Source organism: Streptomyces sp. NPDC017225, from assembly GCF_044331465.1.
Lineage (GTDB): Bacteria > Actinomycetota > Actinomycetes > Streptomycetales > Streptomycetaceae > Streptomyces.
In genome coordinates this window covers 1-21,622 of sequence record NZ_JBIRNE010000012.1, presented here as the reverse complement: position 1 = coordinate 21,622, position 21,622 = coordinate 1, and the positions used below count along the sequence as shown (strand labels likewise).

Annotated in this window: 20 protein-coding genes and 1 tRNA gene; 8 read left to right on the top strand and 13 right to left on the bottom strand. The window is 71.0% G+C overall.

Annotation, left to right across the window (positions count from 1 at the left end; all coding sequences use genetic code 11):
* Nucleotides 1-17 precede the first annotated feature (17 nt).
* On the top strand, nt 18-1,064 hold the full coding sequence (locus ACH4NX_RS24620) for a restriction endonuclease (RefSeq protein ID WP_398128777.1): 1,047 nt from the start codon (nt 18-20) through the stop codon (nt 1,062-1,064).
* Nucleotides 1,065-1,133: 69 nt separating this feature from the next.
* Here the strand turns inward: ACH4NX_RS24620 and ACH4NX_RS24615 are convergent, their stop codons facing one another.
* The 5 genes from ACH4NX_RS24615 to ACH4NX_RS24595 form a co-directional block, all read right to left on the bottom strand.
* Nucleotides 1,134-1,901: a class E sortase gene (locus ACH4NX_RS24615; protein WP_351387540.1), complete on the bottom strand. Its 768-nt coding sequence runs from the start codon at nt 1,899-1,901 to the stop codon at nt 1,134-1,136.
* Nucleotides 1,902-1,914: 13 nt separating this feature from the next.
* Entirely contained in the window at nt 1,915-3,012 is a 1,098-nt protein-coding gene (locus ACH4NX_RS24610) for a class E sortase (protein ID WP_398128778.1), read from the bottom strand.
* Nucleotides 3,009-3,647, bottom strand: a complete 639-nt coding sequence (locus tag ACH4NX_RS24605; protein ID WP_351387545.1) for an aminodeoxychorismate/anthranilate synthase component II — start codon at nt 3,645-3,647, stop codon at nt 3,009-3,011. The genes ACH4NX_RS24610 and ACH4NX_RS24605 overlap by 4 nt, the downstream gene beginning before the upstream one ends.
* Nucleotides 3,644-3,805 (bottom strand): hypothetical protein, encoded by a 162-nt coding sequence (locus ACH4NX_RS24600; protein ID WP_043382636.1) that lies wholly within the window; start codon nt 3,803-3,805, stop codon nt 3,644-3,646. The genes ACH4NX_RS24605 and ACH4NX_RS24600 overlap by 4 nt, the downstream gene beginning before the upstream one ends.
* 81 nt (nt 3,806-3,886) lie before the next feature.
* Entirely contained in the window at nt 3,887-4,666 is a 780-nt protein-coding gene (locus ACH4NX_RS24595; RefSeq protein WP_351387550.1) for a DUF881 domain-containing protein, read from the bottom strand.
* Nucleotides 4,667-4,787: 121 nt separating this feature from the next.
* Here ACH4NX_RS24595 and crgA point away from each other — a divergent pair, with 121 nt between their 5' ends.
* The gene (crgA, locus tag ACH4NX_RS24590; RefSeq protein ID WP_121748040.1) at nt 4,788-5,042 is read left to right on the top strand and encodes a cell division protein CrgA; all 255 of its coding nucleotides are present in this window, start codon (nt 4,788-4,790) and stop codon (nt 5,040-5,042) included.
* A gap of 253 nt (nt 5,043-5,295) precedes the next feature.
* Here the strand turns inward: crgA and ACH4NX_RS24585 are convergent, their stop codons facing one another.
* Both ACH4NX_RS24585 and ACH4NX_RS24580 read right to left on the bottom strand, forming a co-directional pair.
* Complete coding sequence (locus ACH4NX_RS24585) at nt 5,296-6,189, bottom strand: rhomboid family intramembrane serine protease (RefSeq protein ID WP_351387553.1); 894 nt, start codon at nt 6,187-6,189, stop codon at nt 5,296-5,298.
* Between the two features lie 103 nt (nt 6,190-6,292).
* A complete protein-coding gene (locus ACH4NX_RS24580) occupies nt 6,293-6,826 on the bottom strand; it encodes a peptidylprolyl isomerase (protein ID WP_398128779.1) in 534 nt (177 codons plus the stop codon).
* Between the two features lie 320 nt (nt 6,827-7,146).
* Between ACH4NX_RS24580 and ACH4NX_RS24575 the strand changes: the two genes are divergently transcribed.
* Nucleotides 7,147-7,845, top strand: coding sequence for a DUF5324 family protein (locus tag ACH4NX_RS24575; RefSeq protein WP_351387558.1), 699 nt, complete (start codon nt 7,147-7,149; stop codon nt 7,843-7,845).
* Nucleotides 7,846-7,937: 92 nt separating this feature from the next.
* Here the strand turns inward: ACH4NX_RS24575 and ACH4NX_RS24570 are convergent, their stop codons facing one another.
* Complete coding sequence (locus tag ACH4NX_RS24570; RefSeq protein ID WP_351387561.1) at nt 7,938-8,714, bottom strand: isoprenyl transferase; 777 nt, start codon at nt 8,712-8,714, stop codon at nt 7,938-7,940.
* Nucleotides 8,715-9,147: 433 nt separating this feature from the next.
* Nucleotides 9,148-9,220: transfer RNA gene (locus tag ACH4NX_RS24565), tRNA-Ala, on the bottom strand.
* Nucleotides 9,221-9,398: 178 nt separating this feature from the next.
* Here ACH4NX_RS24565 and ACH4NX_RS24560 point away from each other — a divergent pair.
* Together ACH4NX_RS24560 and ACH4NX_RS24555 are read left to right on the top strand one after the other, a co-directional pair.
* Complete coding sequence (locus tag ACH4NX_RS24560; protein ID WP_279564427.1) at nt 9,399-9,947, top strand: DNA-binding protein; 549 nt, start codon at nt 9,399-9,401, stop codon at nt 9,945-9,947.
* 83 nt (nt 9,948-10,030) lie between these two features.
* Complete coding sequence (locus ACH4NX_RS24555) at nt 10,031-11,842, top strand: protein kinase (protein WP_398128780.1); 1,812 nt, start codon at nt 10,031-10,033, stop codon at nt 11,840-11,842.
* 37 nt (nt 11,843-11,879) lie between these two features.
* Here the strand turns inward: ACH4NX_RS24555 and ACH4NX_RS24550 are convergent, their stop codons facing one another.
* Nucleotides 11,880-13,313, bottom strand: a complete 1,434-nt coding sequence (locus ACH4NX_RS24550) for a hypothetical protein (protein ID WP_398128781.1) — start codon at nt 13,311-13,313, stop codon at nt 11,880-11,882.
* A gap of 210 nt (nt 13,314-13,523) precedes the next feature.
* The gene (locus ACH4NX_RS24545) at nt 13,524-13,652 is read right to left on the bottom strand and encodes a DLW-39 family protein (protein ID WP_003999697.1); all 129 of its coding nucleotides are present in this window, start codon (nt 13,650-13,652) and stop codon (nt 13,524-13,526) included.
* 337 nt (nt 13,653-13,989) lie between these two features.
* On the opposite strand from ACH4NX_RS24545, the gene ACH4NX_RS24540 reads away from it, so the two are divergent.
* Nucleotides 13,990-14,361 (top strand): DUF6344 domain-containing protein, encoded by a 372-nt coding sequence (locus tag ACH4NX_RS24540; protein ID WP_351387567.1) that lies wholly within the window; start codon nt 13,990-13,992, stop codon nt 14,359-14,361.
* 245 nt (nt 14,362-14,606) lie between these two features.
* Entirely contained in the window at nt 14,607-15,374 is a 768-nt protein-coding gene (locus tag ACH4NX_RS24535) for a glycosyltransferase family 2 protein (protein ID WP_398128782.1), read from the top strand.
* Nucleotides 15,375-15,420: 46 nt separating this feature from the next.
* On the opposite strand, the gene ACH4NX_RS24530 is transcribed toward ACH4NX_RS24535, so the two are convergent.
* Both ACH4NX_RS24530 and ACH4NX_RS24525 read right to left on the bottom strand, forming a co-directional pair.
* Nucleotides 15,421-16,335 carry an FkbM family methyltransferase gene (locus tag ACH4NX_RS24530; RefSeq protein ID WP_398128783.1) on the bottom strand — a complete coding sequence of 305 codons (915 nt, stop codon included), beginning with the start codon at nt 16,333-16,335 and terminating at the stop codon, nt 15,421-15,423.
* Nucleotides 16,336-16,400: 65 nt separating this feature from the next.
* Nucleotides 16,401-16,595 carry a ferredoxin gene (locus ACH4NX_RS24525; protein WP_351387575.1) on the bottom strand — a complete coding sequence of 65 codons (195 nt, stop codon included), beginning with the start codon at nt 16,593-16,595 and terminating at the stop codon, nt 16,401-16,403.
* 488 nt (nt 16,596-17,083) lie between these two features.
* On the opposite strand from ACH4NX_RS24525, the gene ACH4NX_RS24520 reads away from it, so the two are divergent.
* Nucleotides 17,084-21,349 carry a hypothetical protein gene (locus tag ACH4NX_RS24520; protein WP_398128784.1) on the top strand — a complete coding sequence of 1,422 codons (4,266 nt, stop codon included), beginning with the start codon at nt 17,084-17,086 and terminating at the stop codon, nt 21,347-21,349.
* Nucleotides 21,350-21,622 lie beyond the last annotated feature (273 nt).

Below are 21,622 nucleotides of genomic sequence, written 5' to 3'. Positions count from 1 at the left end.
CTTCCGAGGGACACAGCATGATCAGCGAAACCGCCCTACTGGAATCACCGGCCCTACGCGGCAGCGTGCTCCAACGCACGGACGTACTCGACAAGGTGAAAGCACTGTCACTGCTACCGGACGGTATGCACGTGACGACGGCGATGTTGGCCTCGTACTTCGAGGTCACCGCCGAAGCCGTCCGGCAGCTGGCCAAGCGCCACCGGGAGGAACTCACAGTCAACGGAATGACCGTGCTCCGAGGCGCTGACCTGCGGCAATTCGAGAGTGACAACATGTCACTCTCGCTGGCCAGTTATCCACAGGCCCGCCGAAGCCTCACCATTTACTCCAGGCGCGCCGTCCTCAACGTCGCCATGCTCCTCCGGGACAGCGACGTCGCGCGTCAGGTCCGTGTGTATCTGCTCGACATGGAGTACCAGGCCCGCACACAGCCTGTGGACAATCCTCCCGCGGCAGCCTCCCCCGCCCTCGACGCCCGCATCGACGAGCGCATCACCCACATCCTCGGCAGGACCGTCGTGCCGATGTTCAACGCGCTGATCGAGACATCGAGCGATCACCGACAAGAGCTCATCGCTCTCCGCACAGGCGTCCAGCGCATCGAGAAGCGGCTCCGACAGCACCACGCTCGACTGCAGCGGCTGGAAAGCCCACGAGAGGACCGTCCGCTGGTCGGCGTCATGGCCTCCATGGACGCCATGAACGGCCGTGAGTTCGAGGAGCACGTCGCCACACTGCTCCGCCTCGACGGCTGCACCAACGTCATCGTGCGTGGTGGCAACAGGGACCGAGGCATCGACATCACCGCGCGCACTGCCGACGGGCGAACCCTCGCCGTCCAGTGCAAGAGGTTCGCGCCTCATCTCTCCATCACCAGCCCCGAGGTCCGGAAGTTCGTCGGAGCGAAAGTCCTGCACAGCTCCGAGGTAGCCCTGTTCGTGGCGACGTGCCCCTTCACGCGGGACGCCCGGAACATCGCCGCCGAGGGCGGCATCACCGCGGTGCACCGCGGGCTCCTGGAGGAATGGAGCGCCGGTGCACCACTGACTGTCCTGCAGTGAGATGAACGAAGAGGCCCGAAGCCGCAAGGGTAAGTTGCGGCTTCGGGCCTCCGTCATCCTAGGCTCACCTCACCGCAGCTCCTTCGGCGGAGTCCGCTCCCCGTCCACCTTCTCCGTCCGCACCAGCTCCCCCCACACCACGTACCGGTACCTGCTCGTGTACAGCGGCGTGCAGGTCGTCAGCGTGATGTAGTGGCCGGCCTTCTTCTTGCCGGACTCCTTGGGGACCGCGTCGAGGACGTCGACGTTGTACTTCGACGTCTCGGGGAGGACCGCGTAGGTCTTGTAGACGTACCACTTGTCCTTCGTCTCGAAGACGATCGGGTCCCCCTCCTCGATCTTGTCGATGTTGTGGAACTTCGCCCCGTGCCCGTCCCGGTGCGCCGCCAGCGAGAAGTTGCCCTCCTTGCCCGACGTCGGCAGCGCCGACTTCACCGGGTCCGTGTAATAGCCGGCCACGCCGTCGTTGAGGACCTTCATCGACGTGCCCTTCTCCACCAGGATGTCGCCGTTCCCCATCGCCGGCACGTGCAGGAACCCGATGCCCGCCTTCGTGTCCAGCGCACCCGGACCGTCCGGGCCGACCCGGTCCTGCGCCCAGTCGTCACGGACCTGGTCGGCCTGCTGGTCCGCCGCGCGGTCGGCGACCACGTTCGTCCACCACAGCGAGTAGACGACGAACAGACCCAGCACCAGGCCCGCGGTGATGAGGAGCTCGCCGAAAACACTGACGGCCTGCGCGACGATCCGCCCCGGGCCGCGGCGGCGTGCCGCGGGACCCGGTGAACCGTCCGCGCCGGTCCGCTCTTCGTGCTCCGTGTCGGTGGTCGCTGCCACTGGTCATCCGCCCTTAACTGACGAGCGCATCCGGCTTGCCCTTGCTGCGCGGCCGTTCCTCGACCATCTTGCCCCAGACGATCATCCGGTACTTACTGGTGAACTCCGGCGTGCAGGTGGTGAGCGTGATGTACCGGCCCGACTCCTTGAACCCCGACTGCTTCGGCACCGGATCGAGAACGCTGATGTTGCTCGGCGACGTCACCGGCAGGATCGACGCCATCTTGTACACGAAGTACCTGTCCTGAGTCTCCACGACGATCGGATCGCCCGGACTCAGCTTGTTGATGTACCGGAACGGCTCCCCATGCGTGTTGCGATGCCCCGCCAGCCCGAAGTTGCCCGTCTCCGCGTCCGGCATCGCCGTCTTCAGCGCGCCCTCGGCATAGTGCCCGACCATCCCCCGGTCCAGCACCTTCTCGTCGTCGATGCCCTCCGCGATCGGCACCACCACGTCCAGCTCGGGAATGTGCAGCAGCGCGAAACCCTGCCCCGGCTCGAAGACCCCCGGATTCCGCTTGCCGTTCGCCCAGTCCTCCTGGAGGCTGCTCGCCGCCTTGTCCGCCTGCGCCTGCGCCCGCACGTTCGTCCACCACAACTGGTACGTGACGAACAGCAGCATCAGCACACCGGACGTGATGAAGACCTCACCGATCGCCCGGCTCGCGATCACGGCCGCCCCCGGCTTGCGCGCACGAGCCTGCCGACGCGCCTCGACGCGCGACAGAGGCGCTTTCGGCTCCTCCTCCGGCTCCGGCACCGCCGACGGCCCCCGCGAGGCCCCACGGCGCCCATGACGCCGTTTCGCGGCCTTCCTGCGGGCCGCGCGCCCCCCACCGACGGGCACGTCCGCAGAAGCGGCGGGCCCCACTCGCTCCCGCGGCGGCTCCGGAACCCGCAGCGCCACCGTCTCGTCGTCCTCGACGACCGGCCGGTACGCCCCCTCCGAAGCGAAGTCGCCAGAAGCGAAGTCGCCGGAAGAGAGGTCCCCGGAGGCGAAGTCCTCGTACCAACCGTCCCCGAACGCACCGGAATCCCCGTACGGCTGCCCGTACGAGGATCCCTGGTCACCGGCCGCGCCGGAATCGCGCTCGGGGCGCAGTGCGGTCACGCCGTGGCCCTGCCCACCACCGGGGCGAGCCCCGCCGACCTCGCCACCGCGCCCTGGTCGCCGCACTCCACCAGCCAGTTGGCCAGCATCCGGTGCCCGTGCTCGGTCAGCACCGACTCCGGATGGAACTGCACACCCTCGACCGGCAGTTCCCGGTGGCGCAGCCCCATCACGATCCCGTCCGGGGTACGGGCCGTCACCTCCAGCTCCGCCGGAACCGTGGCCGGCTCCGCCGCCAGCGAGTGGTACCGCGTCGCCGTGAAGGGCGAGGGCAGACCCGCGAAGACGCCCTTCCCCCCGTGCTCGACCGGCGAGGTCTTGCCGTGCAGCAGCTCCGGCGCCCGGTCCACCACACCCCCGTACGCCACCTGCATCGACTGCATACCGAGGCAGACCCCGAAGACCGGCACCCCGGTCGCCGCGCAGTGCCGCACCATCTCGACGCACACGCCCGCCTGCTCCGGCGTACCCGGCCCCGGAGAGAGCAGTACGCCGTCGAAACCGTCCTGGGCGTGCGCCGTCGACACCTCGTCGTTGCGCAGCACCTCGCACTCGGCGCCCAGCTGGTACAGGTACTGCACCAGGTTGAAGACGAAGCTGTCGTAGTTGTCGACGACGAGGATGCGCGCGCTCACTGGTTGTCCACCGTCACATCGTTGAAGGGAAGCAGCGGTTCGGCCCACGGGAAGACGTACTGGAACAGGACGTAGACCACGGCCACCGCCAGCACGAGGGAGAGCAGCGCCTTCACCCACGCGTTCCCCGGCAGATGCCGCCAGATCCAGCCGTACATGCCGTCCCTTCCGTCGCACCACGGCGCCGGAATCACGCCGTACGGCACCAGACTAACGGCGCGGGGCCCTCCACAACGGCGTCAATCCACAGGCCGGGCATAGTGCAGGTCCGCGGTTCCCGAGTAGCCCGGCAGCGTCACCCGCCCCTCGTCCTCGACCTTCCAGCCGAGCCCGTAGACGTTGACGTACACCATGTAGTTCTGGATCGTCGGCGACGCCGCCAGCGCCTCCTTCAGCCGCTCCGGATCACCGACCGCCTGGATCTTGTACGGCGGCGAGTAGACCCGTCCCTGCAGGATCAGCGTGTTGCCCACGCAGCGCACCGCGCTGGTGGAGATCAGCCGCTGGTCCATGACCTTGATCCCCTCCGCCCCGCCCTGCCACAGCGCGTTCACCACGGCCTGCAGATCCTGCTGGTGGATCACCAGGTAGTCGGGCTCGGGCTCCGGGTAGCCGGGGAGCTTGGCGGTGGCGTCCGGCGGGGCGTCGTCGAGCGTGACCGAGATCGACTCGCCCTTCAGCTTCTGCGTGCCCGCCTTCTTCTCCAGCCCGGCGAGTCTGTCCGCCTCCGCCTTCGTACTCCCGTTGTCGCGCTCGGCGAGCGCGTCGACGTCGTCCCTCAGGGCCGCGTTGGACTCCTCCAGCTGACCGTTCTCCCGGCTCCGCTCGTGGATGAGATCGGACAACTTGAGCAAAGAGGCATCCGTGCGGATATTGGTGCCCTTGGCGGTATTGAAGCTGGTGAAGAAAATGAGGCCCGCGAGCGCGAAGACGGCTGCCGTGAGTACCCGCACCGGCCGAAAACGGCGTTTGTGGACAGGACTGGATTCGGTCCCGGAGGAGTCGGCAGAATTGCTCAACGTACCCTTATCTCCTTCGGCGCCACGGAAGCACTACGCTAACGGACGCCCGGGGGAGCGCTTCAAGTCCCCGACCCCGTTCCCTGCGCGGCCACGCAGCGCATCGACAGGAGAGACCCTCGTGCCGAAGTCACGTATCCGCAAGAAGGCCGACTACACGCCGCCGCCCTCGAAGCAGGCGACCAGCATCAAGCTGACCAGCCGCAGCTGGGTCGCGCCCGTCATGCTGGCCATGTTCGTCATCGGTCTCGCCTGGATCGTCGTCTTCTACGTCACCGACGGTTCACTTCCCATCGACGCGCTGGGCAACTGGAACATCGTGGTGGGCTTCGGTTTCATCGCGGCCGGATTCGGTGTCTCGACGCAGTGGAAGTAGCTCCGCGGTAACTCGGCGGTAGCTCTGCCCAGGGCTATCCACTGGGTTATCCACAGGAGTTATCCACATGGGGAAAAGAAAGACGATCTGTGGATAACCCGTCGGCGGTTGACGCCGGTGTGACGGAAGTACCGGTACTCGAAAACATGTTCGCCCCCTGCCTGACCTGCGGAAACGAAGGTCAGTGACAGGGGGCACATCTGTTCCCGCACACTGTGCACAAGATCGGGCACCTACTGTGGACAACGGGTGCTCAGGTGAGCTGGGCGGTCCTCAGCAGGGTCAGCCCGACGACGGCCACGAGGACCAGCGCGCAGGTGCCGTACTGCACGAGCGTCCGCCGATCGCGCGGGGCGTGGAGCATCGCGTAGCCGATCGCGGCGCCCGCGACGAGGCCGCCGACGTGGGCCTGCCAGGCGATGTTGGCCCAGGTGAAGGTGAAGACCAGGTTGATCGCCAGCAGGATGACGATCGGCCGCATGTCCGCGTTGAGGCGGCGGACGAGGGCCGCGGTGGCGCCGAAGAGGCCGAAGACCGCGCCCGAGGCGCCGAGGGTGGCCGTGGTGGGTGAGGCCAGCAGGTAGGTGAGGGCGCTGCCGGCCAGGCCGGAGACGAGGTAGAGCGTGAGGTAGCGGGCTCTGCCGAGGGCCGCTTCCAGGGGGCCGCCGAGGAACCAGAGGCTGAGCATGTTGAAGCCGATGTGCCAGATTTCCTGGTGGGTGAACATCGTGGTCACCAGGCGGTACCACTCGCCCTCGGCGACGCCTTCGGTGGCGACGAAGGGGACGGGGGGCCATCGCCCGATGAGGACCATGTCACCGAGGAACGACGACGACAGGGCGTGGACGGCGATGAAGACCGCCGCGTTGATCCCGATGAGGATCTTGGTGAGGAGGTGGGGGTCGGCGGCGATGGTCCCGCCCGCGAGGGTGCGGGGTCTGGAGGCGGCGGGGGCGGGCCCGGTTCCGATGCCGGTGCGGCCGGTGGCGCAGTCGGGGCAGTGGAAGCCGACGGAGGCGTTGACCATGCAGTCGGGGCAGATGGGGCGTTCGCAGCGGGTGCAGCTGATGCCCGTCTCGCGGTCGGGGTGGCGGTAGCAGCCGGGCGGTTTCTGGGCGTCCGGTGAGCCGGCTGCCGCGTGGTCCATGGCGTCCCCTCGGTCGTCCTGCGAGCGGTGTGGGCAAATGCACCGCCCCGCCCGTCTTTACGGATGGGCGGGGCGTTTGGTTCCTGCCCTGTGGGCGGACGGGTCAGTCGTCGCGGGTCTCGACGGCGACGAATTCGATGACGACGTCGTTGACGGGGCGGTCGGTGCGGGGGTTGGTCTGGGTGGTGGCGATGGTGTCGACGACCTTCTGGCTGGCCGCGTCGGTCACCTCACCGAAGATCGTGTGCTTGCGGTTCAGCCATGTCGTCGGGGAGACGGTGATGAAGAACTGCGAGCCGTTGGTGCCGGGGCCGGCGTTGGCCATGGCCAGCAGGTAGGGCTTGTCGAAGGCGAGGTCGGGGTGGAACTCGTCCTCGAACTGGTAGCCGGGGTCGCCGGTGCCGTTGCCCAGGGGGTCGCCGCCCTGGATCATGAAGCCGCTGAGGACCCGGTGGAAGACCGTGCCGTCGTAGAGCCTGCCGGTGGACTTCTCGCCGGTGGCGGGGTGGGTCCACTCCCGCTCGCCCTGGGCGAGTTCGACGAAGTTCCTGACCGTCTTGGGGGCGTGGTTCGGCAGCAGCCGGATCTCGATGTGGCCTTGGCTGGTCTTCAGGGTGGCGTAGAGCTGCTCGGCCACGGTGTGCCTTCCGTCGTCTTTTCGTGCGCTTCGATCCTCGCACGGTCGGGGGTGCGCAGGTCGCTCATGCCGCTGGGTCACGAGCGCGGGGCGGCGATCCGTGGCATTGTCGTCGACGAGCTCTCGTTGCCCGGTATTCATCCGTTATCGATGTTGATCTGCTCTTGTTCGCAACTTCGTCATCGCTTGCCCCAGAGGTCCCGAAGACACCTTCGGTGACCCGGATGCCCGCCCTCACATGCCTGGCAGCACGTCCGCAGGCATGATCCGTAAAAGGGTGGAAAGTCGAATTACCGTACGCCACCGAGGAGGAGGAACCCGTGACCCGCATCGACAGCGTGCGCGCCGCGACCGGTTCGGCGAAGGACAGCGTGCTGCACGCCGCGGAAGTGGTGGCGCCCTACGCCGACACGGCCAAGGACAGGGCCGCTCACTATGCACAGGAGGCGCGCGGACGGCTGGCGCCCAAGGTGTCGCAGGCCGCGTGCCAGGCCCGTCTCCAGTACGGGGTGCATGTCGCGCCGCGGCTGGATCAGGCCCGTACGCATGTGCCGCCGAAGATGGACGCGGCCGCTCAGGAGGCGGCCGTCCGTGCGCGACTGGCTGCCCGGCAGGCGGCCGACTACTCCCGGCCGAGGATCGAGCAGGCGGTGGCCGCGGCCGGACCCGTCAGGGACGAGGCCGCTGCCCGGGGTGCTGCCGCGTTGGCCGCGCTGCGGGGTCAGGTGACGGCCAAGGAGATCGAGCGGCTTACGCGCCGGCATCGGCGTCGGGCGAGGGCTGGACGTATCGCCAGGGTGCTGGCGGTGGCGGGGGTGGTCGCGGGTGGTGCGTTCGCTGCCTGGAAGTGGTGGGACAAGCAGGCGAACCCGGACTGGTTGGTGGAGCCTCCGGAGGCGACGGAGGTTGCCGAGTCGGGGCGGCTGACGTCGGTGGACGGCACAGGTGAGGCGCTTCTCGACCCGGAGGTGCAGGCCAAGCAGGCGCAGGAGGAGGCGGAGGGCGAGGAGCCCCGCTGAGCTTCGTCGGCGCAGGCCGGAATTCACATCGCCGCGGGGCGGAAGACTTGAGGGTCTTCCGCCCCGCGGCGATGTTTCACGTGAAACTTGGCTCAGCGGCCGTAGCGGCGTTCGCGCAGGGAGTAGGAGCGCAGGGCGCGCAGGAAGTCGATCTCGCGGAAGTCCGGCCAGTAGGTCTCGCAGAAGTGGACCTCGGCGTAGGCGGACTGCCAGAGGAGGAATCCGGAGAGCCGCTGTTCGCCGGAGGTGCGGATGATGAGGTCGGACTCGGACCGGGTCTTGGAGTACAGGTGCTTGGAGATGTGCTCCATGGTGAAGGTCTCGATGAACTCGTCGATGTCGCCGCCCTGTGAGCTGTGCTCGGTCAGGGCGGACCGTACGGCGTCGACGATCTCCCGGCGGCCTCCGTAGCCGACGGCGACGTCGACCTTGGTGCCGCCTTGGCGGCCCTGGGTGGCGGCGGTGGCGGTCTTGAGGCGGCTCGCGGACTCGGCGGGCAGCAGGTCCAGTGCGCCGACGGCTTCGACGGGCCAGGGGTTGCCCGGTGCGGCCAGTTGTTCGACGACCTCGGCGATGATGTCGATGAGAGGGGTCAGCTGTTCCTCGGGGCGACGGAGGTTGTCGTCGGAGAGCATGAACAGGGTGACGTGCTCGATCCGCGCGGAGTCGCACCAGCGCAGGAAGTCCTGCACCTTCGCCCCGCCGGCCCGGTAGCCCTCTCGGGGGTCGTCGATGCCCGACATCTTGGCCCACCGGCGGTTGCCGTCGAGCATGATGCCGATGTGCTGTGGGCGCTGGCGGCCCTCCAACTCTCTGACCAGGCGCTTCATATAGATCGCGTCGAGAGCGGCCCGTACCTTCGCCCGCATGGTCTACCCCTTCCACCTCGTCGGCAGCGGCCGGTCGGCTGCGACGGCGATGTGCCACGTGGCACCGCCCCGCAGGGGTGTGGCGCTGGTGCCCTGTTGGGTGACGATATCAAGAGCAGACAGCTCCCCCGGGGTGCTCGACGGGGCCCTGGGGGGTCGGTGCACGCCGTGGGGCCGCGGCTGCTCGGGTCGTGCGGTCCGGAGACGGTGTCCGGGGACGCGGTCGCATCAACTTCCTTCCCTGCTGAGGCGGTTGCCGATCATGCCGGCGTGTGTCGTCCGAGGCGGACGGCCGGGTGTCACCCGTCACTTCTCGGGCCCGGTCTGTGACCGGTGACCGGGCCGCGGGGTGGCGGCGGGTGCCGTGTTCCGGGCTGCGCCGAAACGCGCGGACGCCCTCCGGGAAGTGTCCCGGAGGGCGTCTGACCTGCGGTGGAGCCTAGGGGAGTCGAACCCCTGACATCTGCCATGCAAAGACAGCGCTCTACCAACTGAGCTAAGGCCCCTTGAGAGGCATCCGACCGGTATACCGCGTACCGACGGGTGCCGCAGACAAGAGTACCGGGTCGCCCCCCGTATCTCACAAATGATTGGGGGTCCCGGGGAAACACCACGCTCCGTAAGATGCTCGGCGTGGTTCGCTGGAGCGAACTGCGGTTTTTGGGGAAGCGATGGGGAGACGCAATGGACGCCGCACAGCAGGAAGCCACCGCAAGAGCGCGGGAACTGCAGCGGAACTGGTACGGGGAGCCGCTGGGGGCGCTCTTCCGTAGGCTCATCGACGATCTTGGTCTCAACCAGGCTCGTCTCGCAGGGGTGCTGGGGCTGTCCGCGCCGATGCTGTCGCAGCTGATGAGCGGCCAGCGGGCGAAGATCGGCAATCCCGCGGTGGTGCAGCGGGTGCAGCTGCTGCAGGACCTGGCGGGGCAGGTCGCGGACGGCAGCGTGAGCGCGGCCGAGGCGACGGAGCGCATGGACGAGATCAAGAAGTCGCAGGGGGGCTCGGTACTCAGCAACACCACGACGACCACGAGCAGTTCGGGGGCGCCCACGGTCAAGCGGGTGGTCCGCGAGATCCAGTCGCTGCTGCGCTCGGTGGCCGCCGCCGGGGACATCATCGACGCGGCGGACGCCCTGTCGCCCTCCCACCCGGAACTGGCTGAGTTCCTGCGGGTGTACGGCGCGGGCCGCACCTCGGACGCGGTGGCGCACTACCAGTCCCACCAGAACTGATCCCGGGTCCGGTCGCCGGGAGGGGCGGCGGCCGGACCTCGCAAGTGGCGCGACAGGTTCCAGGGGAGGAGCGGCGCACAGCCATGGGTGAGGTGTTCGCGGGCAGGTACGAGCTGGTCGACCCGATCGGCCGCGGCGGAGTCGGTGCCGTCTGGCGTGCCTGGGACCACCGCCGCCGGCGGTATGTGGCCGCCAAGGTGCTCCAGCAGCGGGACGCGCACTCGCTGCTGCGGTTCGTGCGTGAGCAGGCGATGCGGATCGATCACCCCCATGTGCTCGCGCCCGCGAGCTGGGCCGCCGACGACGACAAGGTCCTGTTCACCATGGACCTGGTCGCGGGCGGTTCGCTCGTCCACCTGGTCGGGGACTACGGCCCCCTGCCGCCCGCCTTCGTCTGCACACTCCTCGACCAGCTGCTGTCGGGCCTGGCCGCGGTGCATGCCGAGGGGGTCGTACACCGTGACATCAAGCCCGCCAACCTGCTGCTCGAGGCGACCGGGACGGGCCGGCCCCGGCTGCGGCTGTCCGACTTCGGCATCGCGATGCGGCTGGGTGAGCCCCGGCTGACGGAGACCAACCTCGTGGTGGGGACGCCGGGTTACCTGGCGCCGGAGCAGATGATGGGCGCGGAACCGGACTTCCCCGCGGACCTCTTCGCGACGGGCCTGGTCGCCCTGTACCTGCTGGAGGGGGCCAAGCCGGACGCCAAGGCGCTGGTGCGGTACTTCGCCGAGCACGGGACGCCGCCCGCTCCGCAGGGGGTTCCCGAGCCGCTGTGGCAGGTCGTGGCGACGTTGGTTCAGCCGGACCCGCCCGCGAGGTTCCGCACGGCGACGGGGGCACGCAAGGCGCTGGCCTCGGCGGTGGAGCTTTTGCCGGAGCCCGGGCCCGACGACGAACTGATCGAGATCTTCGACCAGATCGGCCCGTTGCCCTCGGGATTCGGACCCGACGGGCCCCTCAAGCGGGCGTCGGGGGTGGACGACGCCCCGACAGACCCACGCCGGCCGTCCGGCTGGTCCGGCCCGTCCGCCTCCTCTGCTTCTTCCGGCCCGTTCGCCTCTTCCGGCCCGTCCGCCTCTTCCGGCTGGTCCGGTCCGTCCGGCTCATCCAGTTCGACCGCGCCGTCCGGCTCGTCCGGTCCGGAAGCGCCCCCGGGCGGCACGCCGCCGACCTCGCGGCGGCCGTCAGCGGTCCCGGGCGGTACGTCATCGCTCCCGGGCGGCGCGCTTTCGTTCCCGCGTGGCGCGCAGTCGTCATCGGACGGTACGCCGTCGCTTCCGGACGGCACGCCGTCGTTCCCGGACGGCACGCCGTCGTTCCCGGGCAGTACGCCGCCCAGCCCTGCCGGCGCGGACGGGGCCCCGCCCGCCCCTGCGCCCACACCGTCCGTTCCGCACCCGACTCCGCACGCCCCCGCGGGCACGCCGCCCGGCCCGGCCGGGGTTCCGTCGAGGCCGGGCGGGGCCTCGCCCGCCCCGGACGGTGCGCCGGCGGCGTCGTTCCCCGGGTCCGCTCGGCCGGCCGGCATGTCGGAGACCGGCAGTTTCCACCTGCCGCCCCCGCAGGTGGACGTCGCCTCCCCGCCGGTATCCGGTGCGCAACCGCACGCACAGGCCCCGGCCTTCCAAGGAGGCCCGCAGTACCAGCCCCCGTACCCCCCGCCTCCCGCTCAGGCCCTGACGTCGCCGCCCCCGCAGCAGCGCGTCGACGTGCCCACCGCCTCGTACACCGCGCGGAGCCCGCGAACGGCCCCTCCTGCCCAGGCGTACCGGCAGCACCGCGCGGCACGGCGACGGCGCCGTCCCGGGCCTCCGGCCAGGGTGGCCGTACCGCTCCTGCTCCTCGCGCTGGCCTGCTACGCCGTGGGCTTCTGGGCCCTGACCCGGATCTGATCCGCGGCTGCGCCGGGGCGACCGGGCCGGGCCTTTGTCAGCTCGTCCTGCCGGGCCGGCGTCGTGCCGCCACCGTCCACACGCCCAGGCCCACGAGCAGCAGGCTGCCGGTACCGATCCCGCCCACGGCGACCGCCTTCATCGCGAGGTCGTCACCTGCGGCTCCGCCCTCTTCCGGCGCGGCCGCCCGTTCCTGGGCCGTGACCTCGAAGACGCCCTTCGGCTCGGACTCCCCGGCGTACCCGGGGCCGTCCTGCGCCGTTCCCCCGAGCCGTACGCGCAGCGTCAGCTCGAAAGGGCCCTCGCCGAAGTCGTCGGCCACCTGGGCCGCGAGGTGCACCACGAGGTAGTGGTCGCCGGCGAACCGCATCGCCCCGGTCTGCCGGTCGGTGGCGTACCGGTTGGCGTAGGCGACCGGCGGCAGGGGGGCCAGGCCGGCCGTCGTCTGGCGGCCGGTGTAGCCCTTGGCCGCGTCGTCGACCTCGCCGCGCGCGGGGTTGTGGAGGGCCAGGTGCAGGGCGCTGGTGGCGTAGCCGGACGCGTCGCCGGAGCCGCCGAGTTCGGCGGTCGCGTACAGCTGGCGGCCCCAGTCGACCGGCACCTTGTAGAAGAGGGTCTGTCCGGGCCGGATGTCGTCGCGCCAGGCACCCTGTCCGACGGTGGTGGCGTGGGCGAATCCGCCGCCGCCCGGGCGGCGTTCCGGCTCGCCGGTGGGAGGCTCGGGCGACGCGGAGTTCCAGGCCTCGGGTGCGGTGGTGGCGCCGGGCTGCTTCGGATGGGGCTCGGTGACGGCGGTGAGTTCCAGGTCCCAGGCCTTCGGCGGGGAGTCCTGGGGCCGGGAGCGCTCGACCGTGACGTAGTAGGTGCCGGGGTCCTGGCACCGGGTCCCGCCGGGGGTGGTCTCGCGCGTGACCCAGGCCGTGACCGGGCGTGCGCTGTGGGCGGCGCCGAAGGTCGCGCTGTCCGAGGTGCAGGATCCGCCGTCGGCGTCCTGTAAGGAGACCCGGATGCCGTCGACCGCGGTGACCTCGCCGCCGGGGCCGGGTACGGCGGTGACGGAGACGTGGGTGTCCAGGGCGGCGGCGCCGAGTTCGAGGCGGTAGTAGAGGGTGCCGTTTCTCGGCAGGGAGCTGCGGTACGTGGCGCCGGGTCGCAGCGGTGCGGCGTCCGAGGCGCCGCTCGCGCCCTCGATCCGCCGCGCGTTCTCGGCGAAGGAGTAGCCGACGGACTCATCGGCCGCGAGAGCCGCACCGCCGCCGGGCAGAGCGGCGGTCGTGGCCAGCACGGCTGTCACGACGGCCAGCCGCGCGGGCGTCCCACGCAGCCGGACGGGCGTCCCACGCAGGGGCGCGCGCGGCGCGGGCACTGATGCGGGCGCGGATGCGATCCGCGCGTACACCGACGCCCGGTCACGCCCCCACCCGGCACGCCCCCACCCGGCACGCCCCCAAGCCGTACACCACCGACCCATCACCCGCCACCCCTCGCGCTCACCGGCGCTGTCGCCGCCACCCGGACCGACCGCGGCCCATCCTGCCGCGCGCCCCCGCACTCCCGCGCCCCCGCGTGGAATCCGGGCAGCGATACCGCGGCGACGCAACCTCGGCAACAGAACCCGGGCAACACAAAACCCCGACCGTATGACGGCCGGGGTCTGCTCAGGACCGGATGTCGGTCGTACTCACGAACCCGTGGGCACGGAGTCAGTCGCCTCCGTCCACAGATCCTGCTCGGCGCGATCCGCCTGGATCTGGCGGTACACGAGGAGCCCGCCGATGGCGGCCAGTGCGACCAGGAGAAGCTTCTTCACCGCGCGACCTCGTCTTTCCTTGACGTAGGGGACCTCTGGCGCCCGACTATACACACCGGCCGATACCGATCGGTTACCTGTGTCGGCGGCCAACTGACCGTCGCCAGAACCCGATAAGAGCGGACGAAGCCGTTCTGATCGGACGGTGATCACATCTCCACGGACGGTCACTTTGGCCGCCTCTCTCCCGTCTGGGCACCTTTTCCGACTCCTTGCGCCCATCCGGGTGGTGTTCATCTGAACATCCACGCGCCGCGAGCGTTGGTCCACCACTTCGCGGCGCTCATACACATCATGAGGAAAGTACGCAAATCGCCCAACCCGAAAGTGAGGGGTCATGGCCCGGAACAAGGTCCTGACGCTGTGGACCACCATCGTCACCGCCTTCCTCGCGCTGTGCACGGCGCTCGGACTCGTCACGACGACCGCCTCGGCGGCCGTACCGCAGAGCGGAACGCACAGCAACGCCGAGAGCGCCTCATCCGAGGCGGCGCCCGCGACGGCGGTCCCCTGGTCCTGGTCACGTACCGGCTCCCTGCCTCCCACGATGAAACAGCGCATCCGCGCCGAGGCCCACGGCAAGGCCCCCAGCTGCCGCAACCGCCCGCTCGCCGACGCCCCCGCGGCCACCGATCTCCTGTGCGACGACCCCGCCGAGTCCCCGGCCCAGCACGCCGCCGCACAGCACACGGCGCCTCTCCAGCGCTGAGCGGCCCGGCGCGCGCACGGCACCCGCCGCGCCGCCCGCGCCCGGTCCCGACGTCACGGCGATCTGCGTACAGCACCACACGCGAGAAACGGCCCGGCCGCTCGACAGAGCAGCCGGGCCGCCGCCATGCCGGCGACGACCCCGCTCCTCCGGACCTCTTCGAGAGCCGTAGCCTGGCCCGGAACCGGTGAGCCGGCGGAGGCCGCCGCGCTGGACCACTCGTCCGGAAAGGTGGGAATGCTGCCGTGAGCCGGCGCATCGTCGTCATCACCGCCGTCCACGGCCCCTCGGCCCGCTTCCTGCCGGAGGCCCACGCCTCGTTGTGCGCGCAGGAGCTGCCCGACGGGTGGGAGTGGCGCTGGGTGATCCAGGAGGACGGGCGGACGGACGACGTGCTGCTGCACGTGCCCGAGGACCCACGCGTCGTCTTCCGGCAGGGACGGCGGGGACAGCGGGGCGGCCCCGGGGTGACCCGCACGATGGCCCTGCCCCACGCGGACGGCGAGTACGTGAAGACCCTGGACGCCGACGACCAGCTCCCGCCGGGCACCCTGGCCCGCGACCTGGCCGCCCTCGAGGCCGACGCCACGCTCGGATGGGCGACGTCCCGGGCACTGGACCTCCTGCCGGACGGTTCGACGGCCGGTTTTCCGGGCGACCCGGACCACGGGCCGATCGAACGCGGGCAGGTGCTCGACTTCTGGAGGGCGAACTCCTTCCGCGCCCAGGTCCACCCGGCGACCCTCCTGGTCCGGCGCGACCTGCTGCTCGCGCTCGGCGGCTGGATGGCCCTTCCCGCGTCCGAGGACACCGGCCTGCTGCTGGCGCTCAACTGCGTGAGCCGGGGCTGGTTCTCCGAAGCGGTGGGCCTTCTCTACCGCAAGTGGGACGGTCAGGTGACCGGCCAGGCCGCCCATGTGGACCCCGCCGAACGGGACGCCCGGATGGCGGTGGTGGAGGCAAGGGTACGGTCGCTGGCCTGTCTCGGGTGGCGTTTCCCGGCCGGGGCGTGAGGCTCGCGGCGCCGGCCCCGGCCCTGAGCCGGGCGGCCAGGCGGAGTCAGATCAGTGTCTCGGCGTCGACCCGGGAGAAGACCAGGTCGCTCTCGGTGGTGACCGGCCCGCGCCATCGCACCGGGGGCTCGGGACGGCGGAGGGCACTGGGATAGCTGCGCGGCGCGTAGTCGTTGGCCAGGCGGTAGGTGTGGAAGCCGTGCTCGCGCATCGTCTCCAGCAGCTCGTCGACGGAATCGCCCAGTCGCTCCATGCGCCCCGGCGTCACCTCCACAGCGATCTCCGCGTCGGGACGGAGCTCGTCGAGCATCGGGGCGAGCCCGCGCACGACACCGCCTTCCGCGCCCTCCACATCGATCTTGATCACACGCGCTCGCGCGATCTCGTCCGGCTGGAGGATCTCGGGCAGCGGACGCGCCTGCGTCTCGAAGGTGGACTCCGCCGGTCCGTCCCAGGGCACGATGCTGTTCGCGCCCATGTTCCGTGAGCTCGCGAGGACGAAGGTGAGCGTCCTGCGGCTGTCCGAGACCGCGGCGTTGACCGCACGGATGTTGTCGCACCCGTTGATCCCGGCGTGCTGGAGCACCCGCCGGTGGAAGGCGGGGGACGCTTCGATCGCCACCACCCGGCCCGTCGCCCCCACCAGCCGGGAGCCGTAGACGCTCAGAAAGCCGACGTTCGCACCGACGTCGACGAGGACGTCGCCGGCCCGGAGCCGGCTCGCGAGCCATCGCATCAGGTGCGGCTCCCACACGCCGTACATGTAGATGTACCGCTGGATCAGGTCCTGGGTGTCGACGGCGAACCTGGCTCCGAACTCCGCCCCGGCCCCGCCCCCGGCCCCGGCCCCGACCTCGAACCTGGCGTCGACCACCCGTCGACGGGGGTGGTCGCGCAGGCGCGGGCTCAGGTACCGCGCGGCGACCGCACCCTTGAGCAGCGAGCCCGGAGCCTTTCTCACGTATCCGCGGGCAAGCGTGACGAGCAGTTCGGAAGGCGCTGACGTCCTCGATTCCCCTCGGATGCTCAGTGCTCCCCCGTGATGGTGATCGCGGCGGAGGGGCACCCCTCGGCCGCCTCGCGCACCCGTGGCACGTCGACGTCGTTCTCACGTCCGGGTATCACGGCGCCGAGGCCGTCCACCTTGGTGAAGACGGACGGGGCCCGGTGGACACAGTCACCGGAGCCGTAGCACTGCTCGGGGTCGACGGAGATCCTCATACGCACTCCAGCGGCGGTCGGTTCGAAACCATCACGACCTGCCTGCCCGCGGACCGGTGCGCTGAATCCGTCCCGTCGGCCCGCCTGTCGGCCCGCCGGCCGGAAGATCGTCCAGCGTCTCGCGGTCCGGTGACCGGCGACGGTTCGGGGACCGGTCCGCGCCGGCATGGTCCGGCACCGGTCCCTCCCCTCGTGGGGACCGCTGCCGAACCATGCCGGCGGCGTGTCGTACGCGGTACCGGACCGGGTCGGTGAGGGCTGTGCCGGCGAAAGCTGACCGAGAACGTGCGGCCTCACGGGGTGGCCCCGCGGGCGCTGGGCCGCTGACCTGTCCGGGTGTCGGGCGGCCGACTCGCGACTGCGACGTGATCCTGCCATCTGCGGTCGCCGCCGAGGAGGTTCCGGCATCGCGACCATGACGTAGCCGCAGGTCAGGCATATAGAGTGAGTTTTCCGGTCCGGACGTCCAGGTGCGGGGGAAGTAAGGAGTGGAGACCTTGGGTTTCGACTCAGGGGCACGCACGGCCTTCGCGGAACGTCTCGCACTGCTGTACAGGGAGGCCGGCAACCCTCCCCTCAAACGCGTGTCCGAGGCGGTCGCCCGGCTCCAGCGGGTCGACGAACGAGGCCGGCCCGTACGGGTCTCCGCACAGCGGATCAGCGACTGGCGGCGGGCCAGGAACGTACCCGCCCAGTTCCCCGCCCTCGCGGCGGTGCTGCACGTCCTCGTCCCCCAGGCCCGGCGCGCGCGCCCCGTACCGGTCTCGGCGGGCCTGTACGACCTGGTCCAGTGGCAGCGCCTGTGGGAGCGCGCGGTGGCCGACCCGACCGGCGAACGCCCGGTGCCGCCCGCCGCGGACGAGGAACGCCTCCCGGCCGAGTCCCCGGCCGAGCCCGGCGGGGTCTGCCCCTACCGCGGGCTGGCCGCGTACCGCCAGCAGGACGCCGGCTGGTTCTTCGGGCGGAAGCGGAGCACGGACGCCCTCGTCGACCAGCTCCGCGCCGCGCGGGACACGGGCGGGCTGGTCATGCTCGTAGGCGCCTCGGGGGCTGGAAAATCGTCTCTGCTGAACGCCGGTCTGGTGCCTGCCCTGCGACACGGCGCGCTGGACGACGGGGACGACGGGGACAACGAGAGCAACAAAGACAACAAAGACAACGAGGGCGACGGGACCGGCCGGCCGAGGAAAGTACTCCAGCTCGTACCGGGAGGCGACCCGCTCGGCGAGCTGGCCCGCCGGATCCCCGAGCTCGCGCCCGTCGTCGCCACCGTGTCCACGGCCTCCACCAGCGCCACCGGATCCACCGGATCCACCTCCGCCGCGGCGAAGGACGCGACGACGGAGGAGGAGCCGGGCGCTGCGGAAGTCGCGCGTGCGGCCAGGAAGGCCTTCACGGCATGGGCCCTCGGCAGGGCACACGCGTCGACGACCGAGCGGCCGACGGCGGACGACACGCCGGCAGCGGACGACACGCCGGCAGCGAACGACACGCCGGCAGCGAACGACGTGTCGACGGCAGACCAGGCACCAGCGGCAGACCGAGTACCGGCGACAGACCAGGCACCGGCGGCCCGTCCGGTCGTCATCGTGGACCAGTTCGAGGAGATCTTCACCCTCTGTCCCGACGAGTCGGACCGCCGCGCCTTCGTCCGGCTCCTCCAGGCCGCCTGCGTACCCGGCGATCAGGGAGAACCGGCGCCCGTACTCGTCGCCCTCGGAATACGCGCCGACTTCTACGAGCAGTGCCTGCGCCACCCCGAGCTGGCCGACGCCCTGCAGCACCGGCACATGGTGCTCGGGCCGCTGACCACCGCGGAGCTGCGCGAAGCGCTGACCGGACCGGCCAGGGCCGTGGGCATGGAACTCGAGCCGGGACTGGCGGAGCTGATCATCCGGGAGGTGAGCACCGACGGCCCGCGGGGAGCGCACGACGCGGGCGTGCTGCCGCTCCTGTCCCACGCCCTGCTCGCCACCTGGCAGCGCCGCAAGGCGGGCCGGCTGACGCTGGCCGGCTACCGCGCGGCCGGCGGGATCCAGGGAGCGGTGGCGGCGACCGCCGAGCGGGCCTGGTCGGGACTCGACCCGGCGGCACGCACGGCCGCGCGGCTGCTCCTGCTCAGGCTCGTCAGACTGAGCGAGGACACCCAGGCCACCCGTCGGCGAGGCACCCTGCGCCGGCTGGCGGAGGAGTCGAGGGATCCCGGCAAGACGGAGGAGTCGCTGGAGGCACTGGTGCGCGCCCGGCTGGTGACACTCGACGCGGACACCGTGGAGATCACTCACGAGGCGCTGCTCCACGCCTGGCCCCGCCTGCGCGAGTGGATCGACCGGGACCGCACCGGCAACCTGCTGCGCCAGCGGCTGGAGGAGGACGGCCGGGCCTGGGAGGAGTCGAACCGGGACGCCGCGCTGCTCTACCGCGGCTCCCGCCTGGAGCAGGCCCGCGGCTGGTCGGAGTCGGACGACGGCACCTTCCTGACCCGGAGCGCGGTGGAGTTCCTGGCCGCCGCGGTCAGGCTGCGCAGGCGCACCGTCCTGATCAGCCGTGCCGCGGTGTCGGCGCTGGTCGTGCTGGCGCTCTTGGCGGTCGGCTCCGCGGTGATCGCGTGGCAGCAGCGCAACGACGCGGTGTTCGAGCAGGTGGTCGCCGAGGCGGACCGCGTCCAGTACACGGACCCGTCGCTGTCGGCCCAGCTCGACCTGGCGGCGCACCGCCTGCGGCCGGACGACGACGGCGTGCGGAACCGGCTGCTCTCGATCGTGAACGCGCCGCTGGCCACGCCCCTGCTCGGCCACACGGGCGCCGTGTACCTCACCTCCTTCAGCCCCGACGGACGGATCCTGGCGACGGCCAGTTACGACCGGACCGTACGGCTGTGGGACGTGTCGGACCCCGCCCGTCCGGCACAGCTGGGCAAGACCCTCACCGGGCACACGAGCTGGGTGAGCTCAGCGGTGTTCAGCCCGGACGGCCGCACCCTGGCCAGCGCCTCGGACGACGGCACGATCCGGCTCTGGGACATCGGCGACCCCAGCCGCCCGCGCCCGCTCGGCGCTCCCCTGGCCGGCCGGGGCGGCACCGTCTACCTGCTCGCCTTCAGTCCGGACGGCCGCACCCTGGCCTCCGCCCACGACGACCGTGCCGTACGGCTGTGGGACGTCACCGAGCCGCGCCGTCCGGAGGCGCTCGACGCCCTGACGGGCGCCACCGCGGCGGTGCGCTCGGTGGCGTTCAGCCCCGACGGACGCACGCTGGCGGCCGGCGGCGACGACGACACGGTCCGGCTCTGGGACGTGGCCGATCCGCGTCGCCCGGAGCGGACCGGCGCGCCGCTGACCGGTCACACCGGCCTGGTGCACTCCGTGGCCTTCAGCCCCGACGGACGCACGCTCGCCAGTGGCAGCGCGGACGACACCGTCCGGCTCTGGAACGTGGCCGACACGGGCCGCGCGACACGGATCGGCTCACCGCTGACCGGTCACACCGGCCCCATCTGGTCGGTGGCCTTCAGCCCCGACGGAGACATGCTCGCCGCGGCCAGCGCGGACAGCACGGCGAGCCTGTGGAACGTCGACGATCCCGCCCACCCGTCGGAGATCGGTGTGCCCCTCGCCGGAAGCAGCGGGGAGATGTACGCCCTGGGTTTCAGCCCCGACGGCCGTACCCTCGCCACCGGCAGCGGAGACAGCAAGGTCCGCCTGTGGTCGATACCGACGTCGGACATGAACGGCCGCACCGGAGCGTTCCGCCCGGACGGGCAGGTACTGGCCACGGCGGCGCGCGACGGAAGGGTCCGGCTGTGGGACGTGACCGAACCCGGCCGGCCCGTGTCACTGGGCGCACCGTTCAGACCGGGGGAGGGCGACGTCCGGTCGCTCGTGTTCTCCCCGGACGGCGACACCCTCGCCGTGCTGACGGGAAGCCGCGCGGTCCAGCTGTGGAACGTCACGGACCCGGCCCTGCCCACCGCCCACGGGCCCCCCGTGGCACTGCGCACCCGCTACGCGGGCCCCGGCACCCTGGCGTTCGGCCCGGACGGCCGCACGCTTGCCACGGCCTACGACGACCGCACCGTCCAGCTGTGGAACACCACCGACCCGTCCCGCCCCCGCCCCCTCGGCGAGCCCCTCACCGGCCACACGGGATACGTCAACACCCTCGCCTTCAGCCCGGACGGCCAGACGCTGGCCAGCGGCAGCGCGGACGACACCGTGCGGCTCTGGGACGTGACCGACCCCAACCACGCCTCCCCCCTCGGCACGCCCCGTACAGGGCACCTGGGACCCGTCAACGCGCTCGCCTTCAGCCCGGACGGCCAGACGCTGGCCAGCGGCAGCGACGACGGCACGGTACGGCTCTGGGACGTCGGCGACGGTACGGCCCGGCCGGTCGCCACCCTCACGGGCCACACCGACTCGGTGGTGTCACTGTCGTACCGCCAGGACGGCGCCACCCTGGCCAGCGGCGCCAACGACAACACGGTCCGGCTCTGGGACGTCCACACGCCCGCCGACGCGGCTGCCGTCGGGGAGTCGATGAGCCCCAACGCCAAGACCGGCAGCTTCCTGTCCTTCAGCCCTGTGAGTCACATGCTCGGGGTGTCCAGCGGCACGGACACCGTCAGGCTGTGGGACCTGGGTGTGGACGACGCCATCGACCGCATCTGCTCGGCCACGAGGGGCGTACTGACCGAGGAGAAGTGGCACGAGTACCTGCCGCGCCTCTCGTACGAACCCCCGTGCGATCAGTGAATGTCCCCCGCCACGCACCCGGCCTTGTTAGCCTTGGCCACAGCCCGACCGCTGGCGCATCCCCCGTCGCCAGCGGTCGGGCGTTTTCATCCGCCGTTCCACCTGCCGCTTCGCCTCACCCCAGCCATGACGAAGACCCCCAGCCGGATCCGGCTGGGGGTCTTCTCGCTGGTGGGGCTAACCTCGCGCTTTCATGAAGCGGGCTGTCCGGCAGGTGGTCAGGAAAGCAGAAAGTGCCTCTGACCAGCAAGAATGAGGATTGTCGAGGTCCTT

Coding starts and splice junctions, on each gene's coding strand:
- ACH4NX_RS24600 (WP_043382636.1), bottom strand. CDS start 3,805: ATGTACGGCTGGATCTGGCGGCATCTGCCGGGGAACGCGTGGGTGAAG.
- ACH4NX_RS24540 (WP_351387567.1), top strand. CDS start 13,990: ATGGCCCGGAACAAGGTCCTGACGCTGTGGACCACCATCGTCACCGCC.
- ACH4NX_RS24555 (WP_398128780.1), top strand. CDS start 10,031: ATGGGTGAGGTGTTCGCGGGCAGGTACGAGCTGGTCGACCCGATCGGC.
- ACH4NX_RS24560 (WP_279564427.1), top strand. CDS start 9,399: ATGGACGCCGCACAGCAGGAAGCCACCGCAAGAGCGCGGGAACTGCAG.
- ACH4NX_RS24620 (WP_398128777.1), top strand. CDS start 18: ATGATCAGCGAAACCGCCCTACTGGAATCACCGGCCCTACGCGGCAGC.
- ACH4NX_RS24585 (WP_351387553.1), bottom strand. CDS start 6,189: ATGGACCACGCGGCAGCCGGCTCACCGGACGCCCAGAAACCGCCCGGC.
- ACH4NX_RS24550 (WP_398128781.1), bottom strand. CDS start 13,313: ATGGGTCGGTGGTGTACGGCTTGGGGGCGTGCCGGGTGGGGGCGTGCC.
- ACH4NX_RS24525 (WP_351387575.1), bottom strand. CDS start 16,595: ATGAGGATCTCCGTCGACCCCGAGCAGTGCTACGGCTCCGGTGACTGT.
- ACH4NX_RS24570 (WP_351387561.1), bottom strand. CDS start 8,714: ATGCGGGCGAAGGTACGGGCCGCTCTCGACGCGATCTATATGAAGCGC.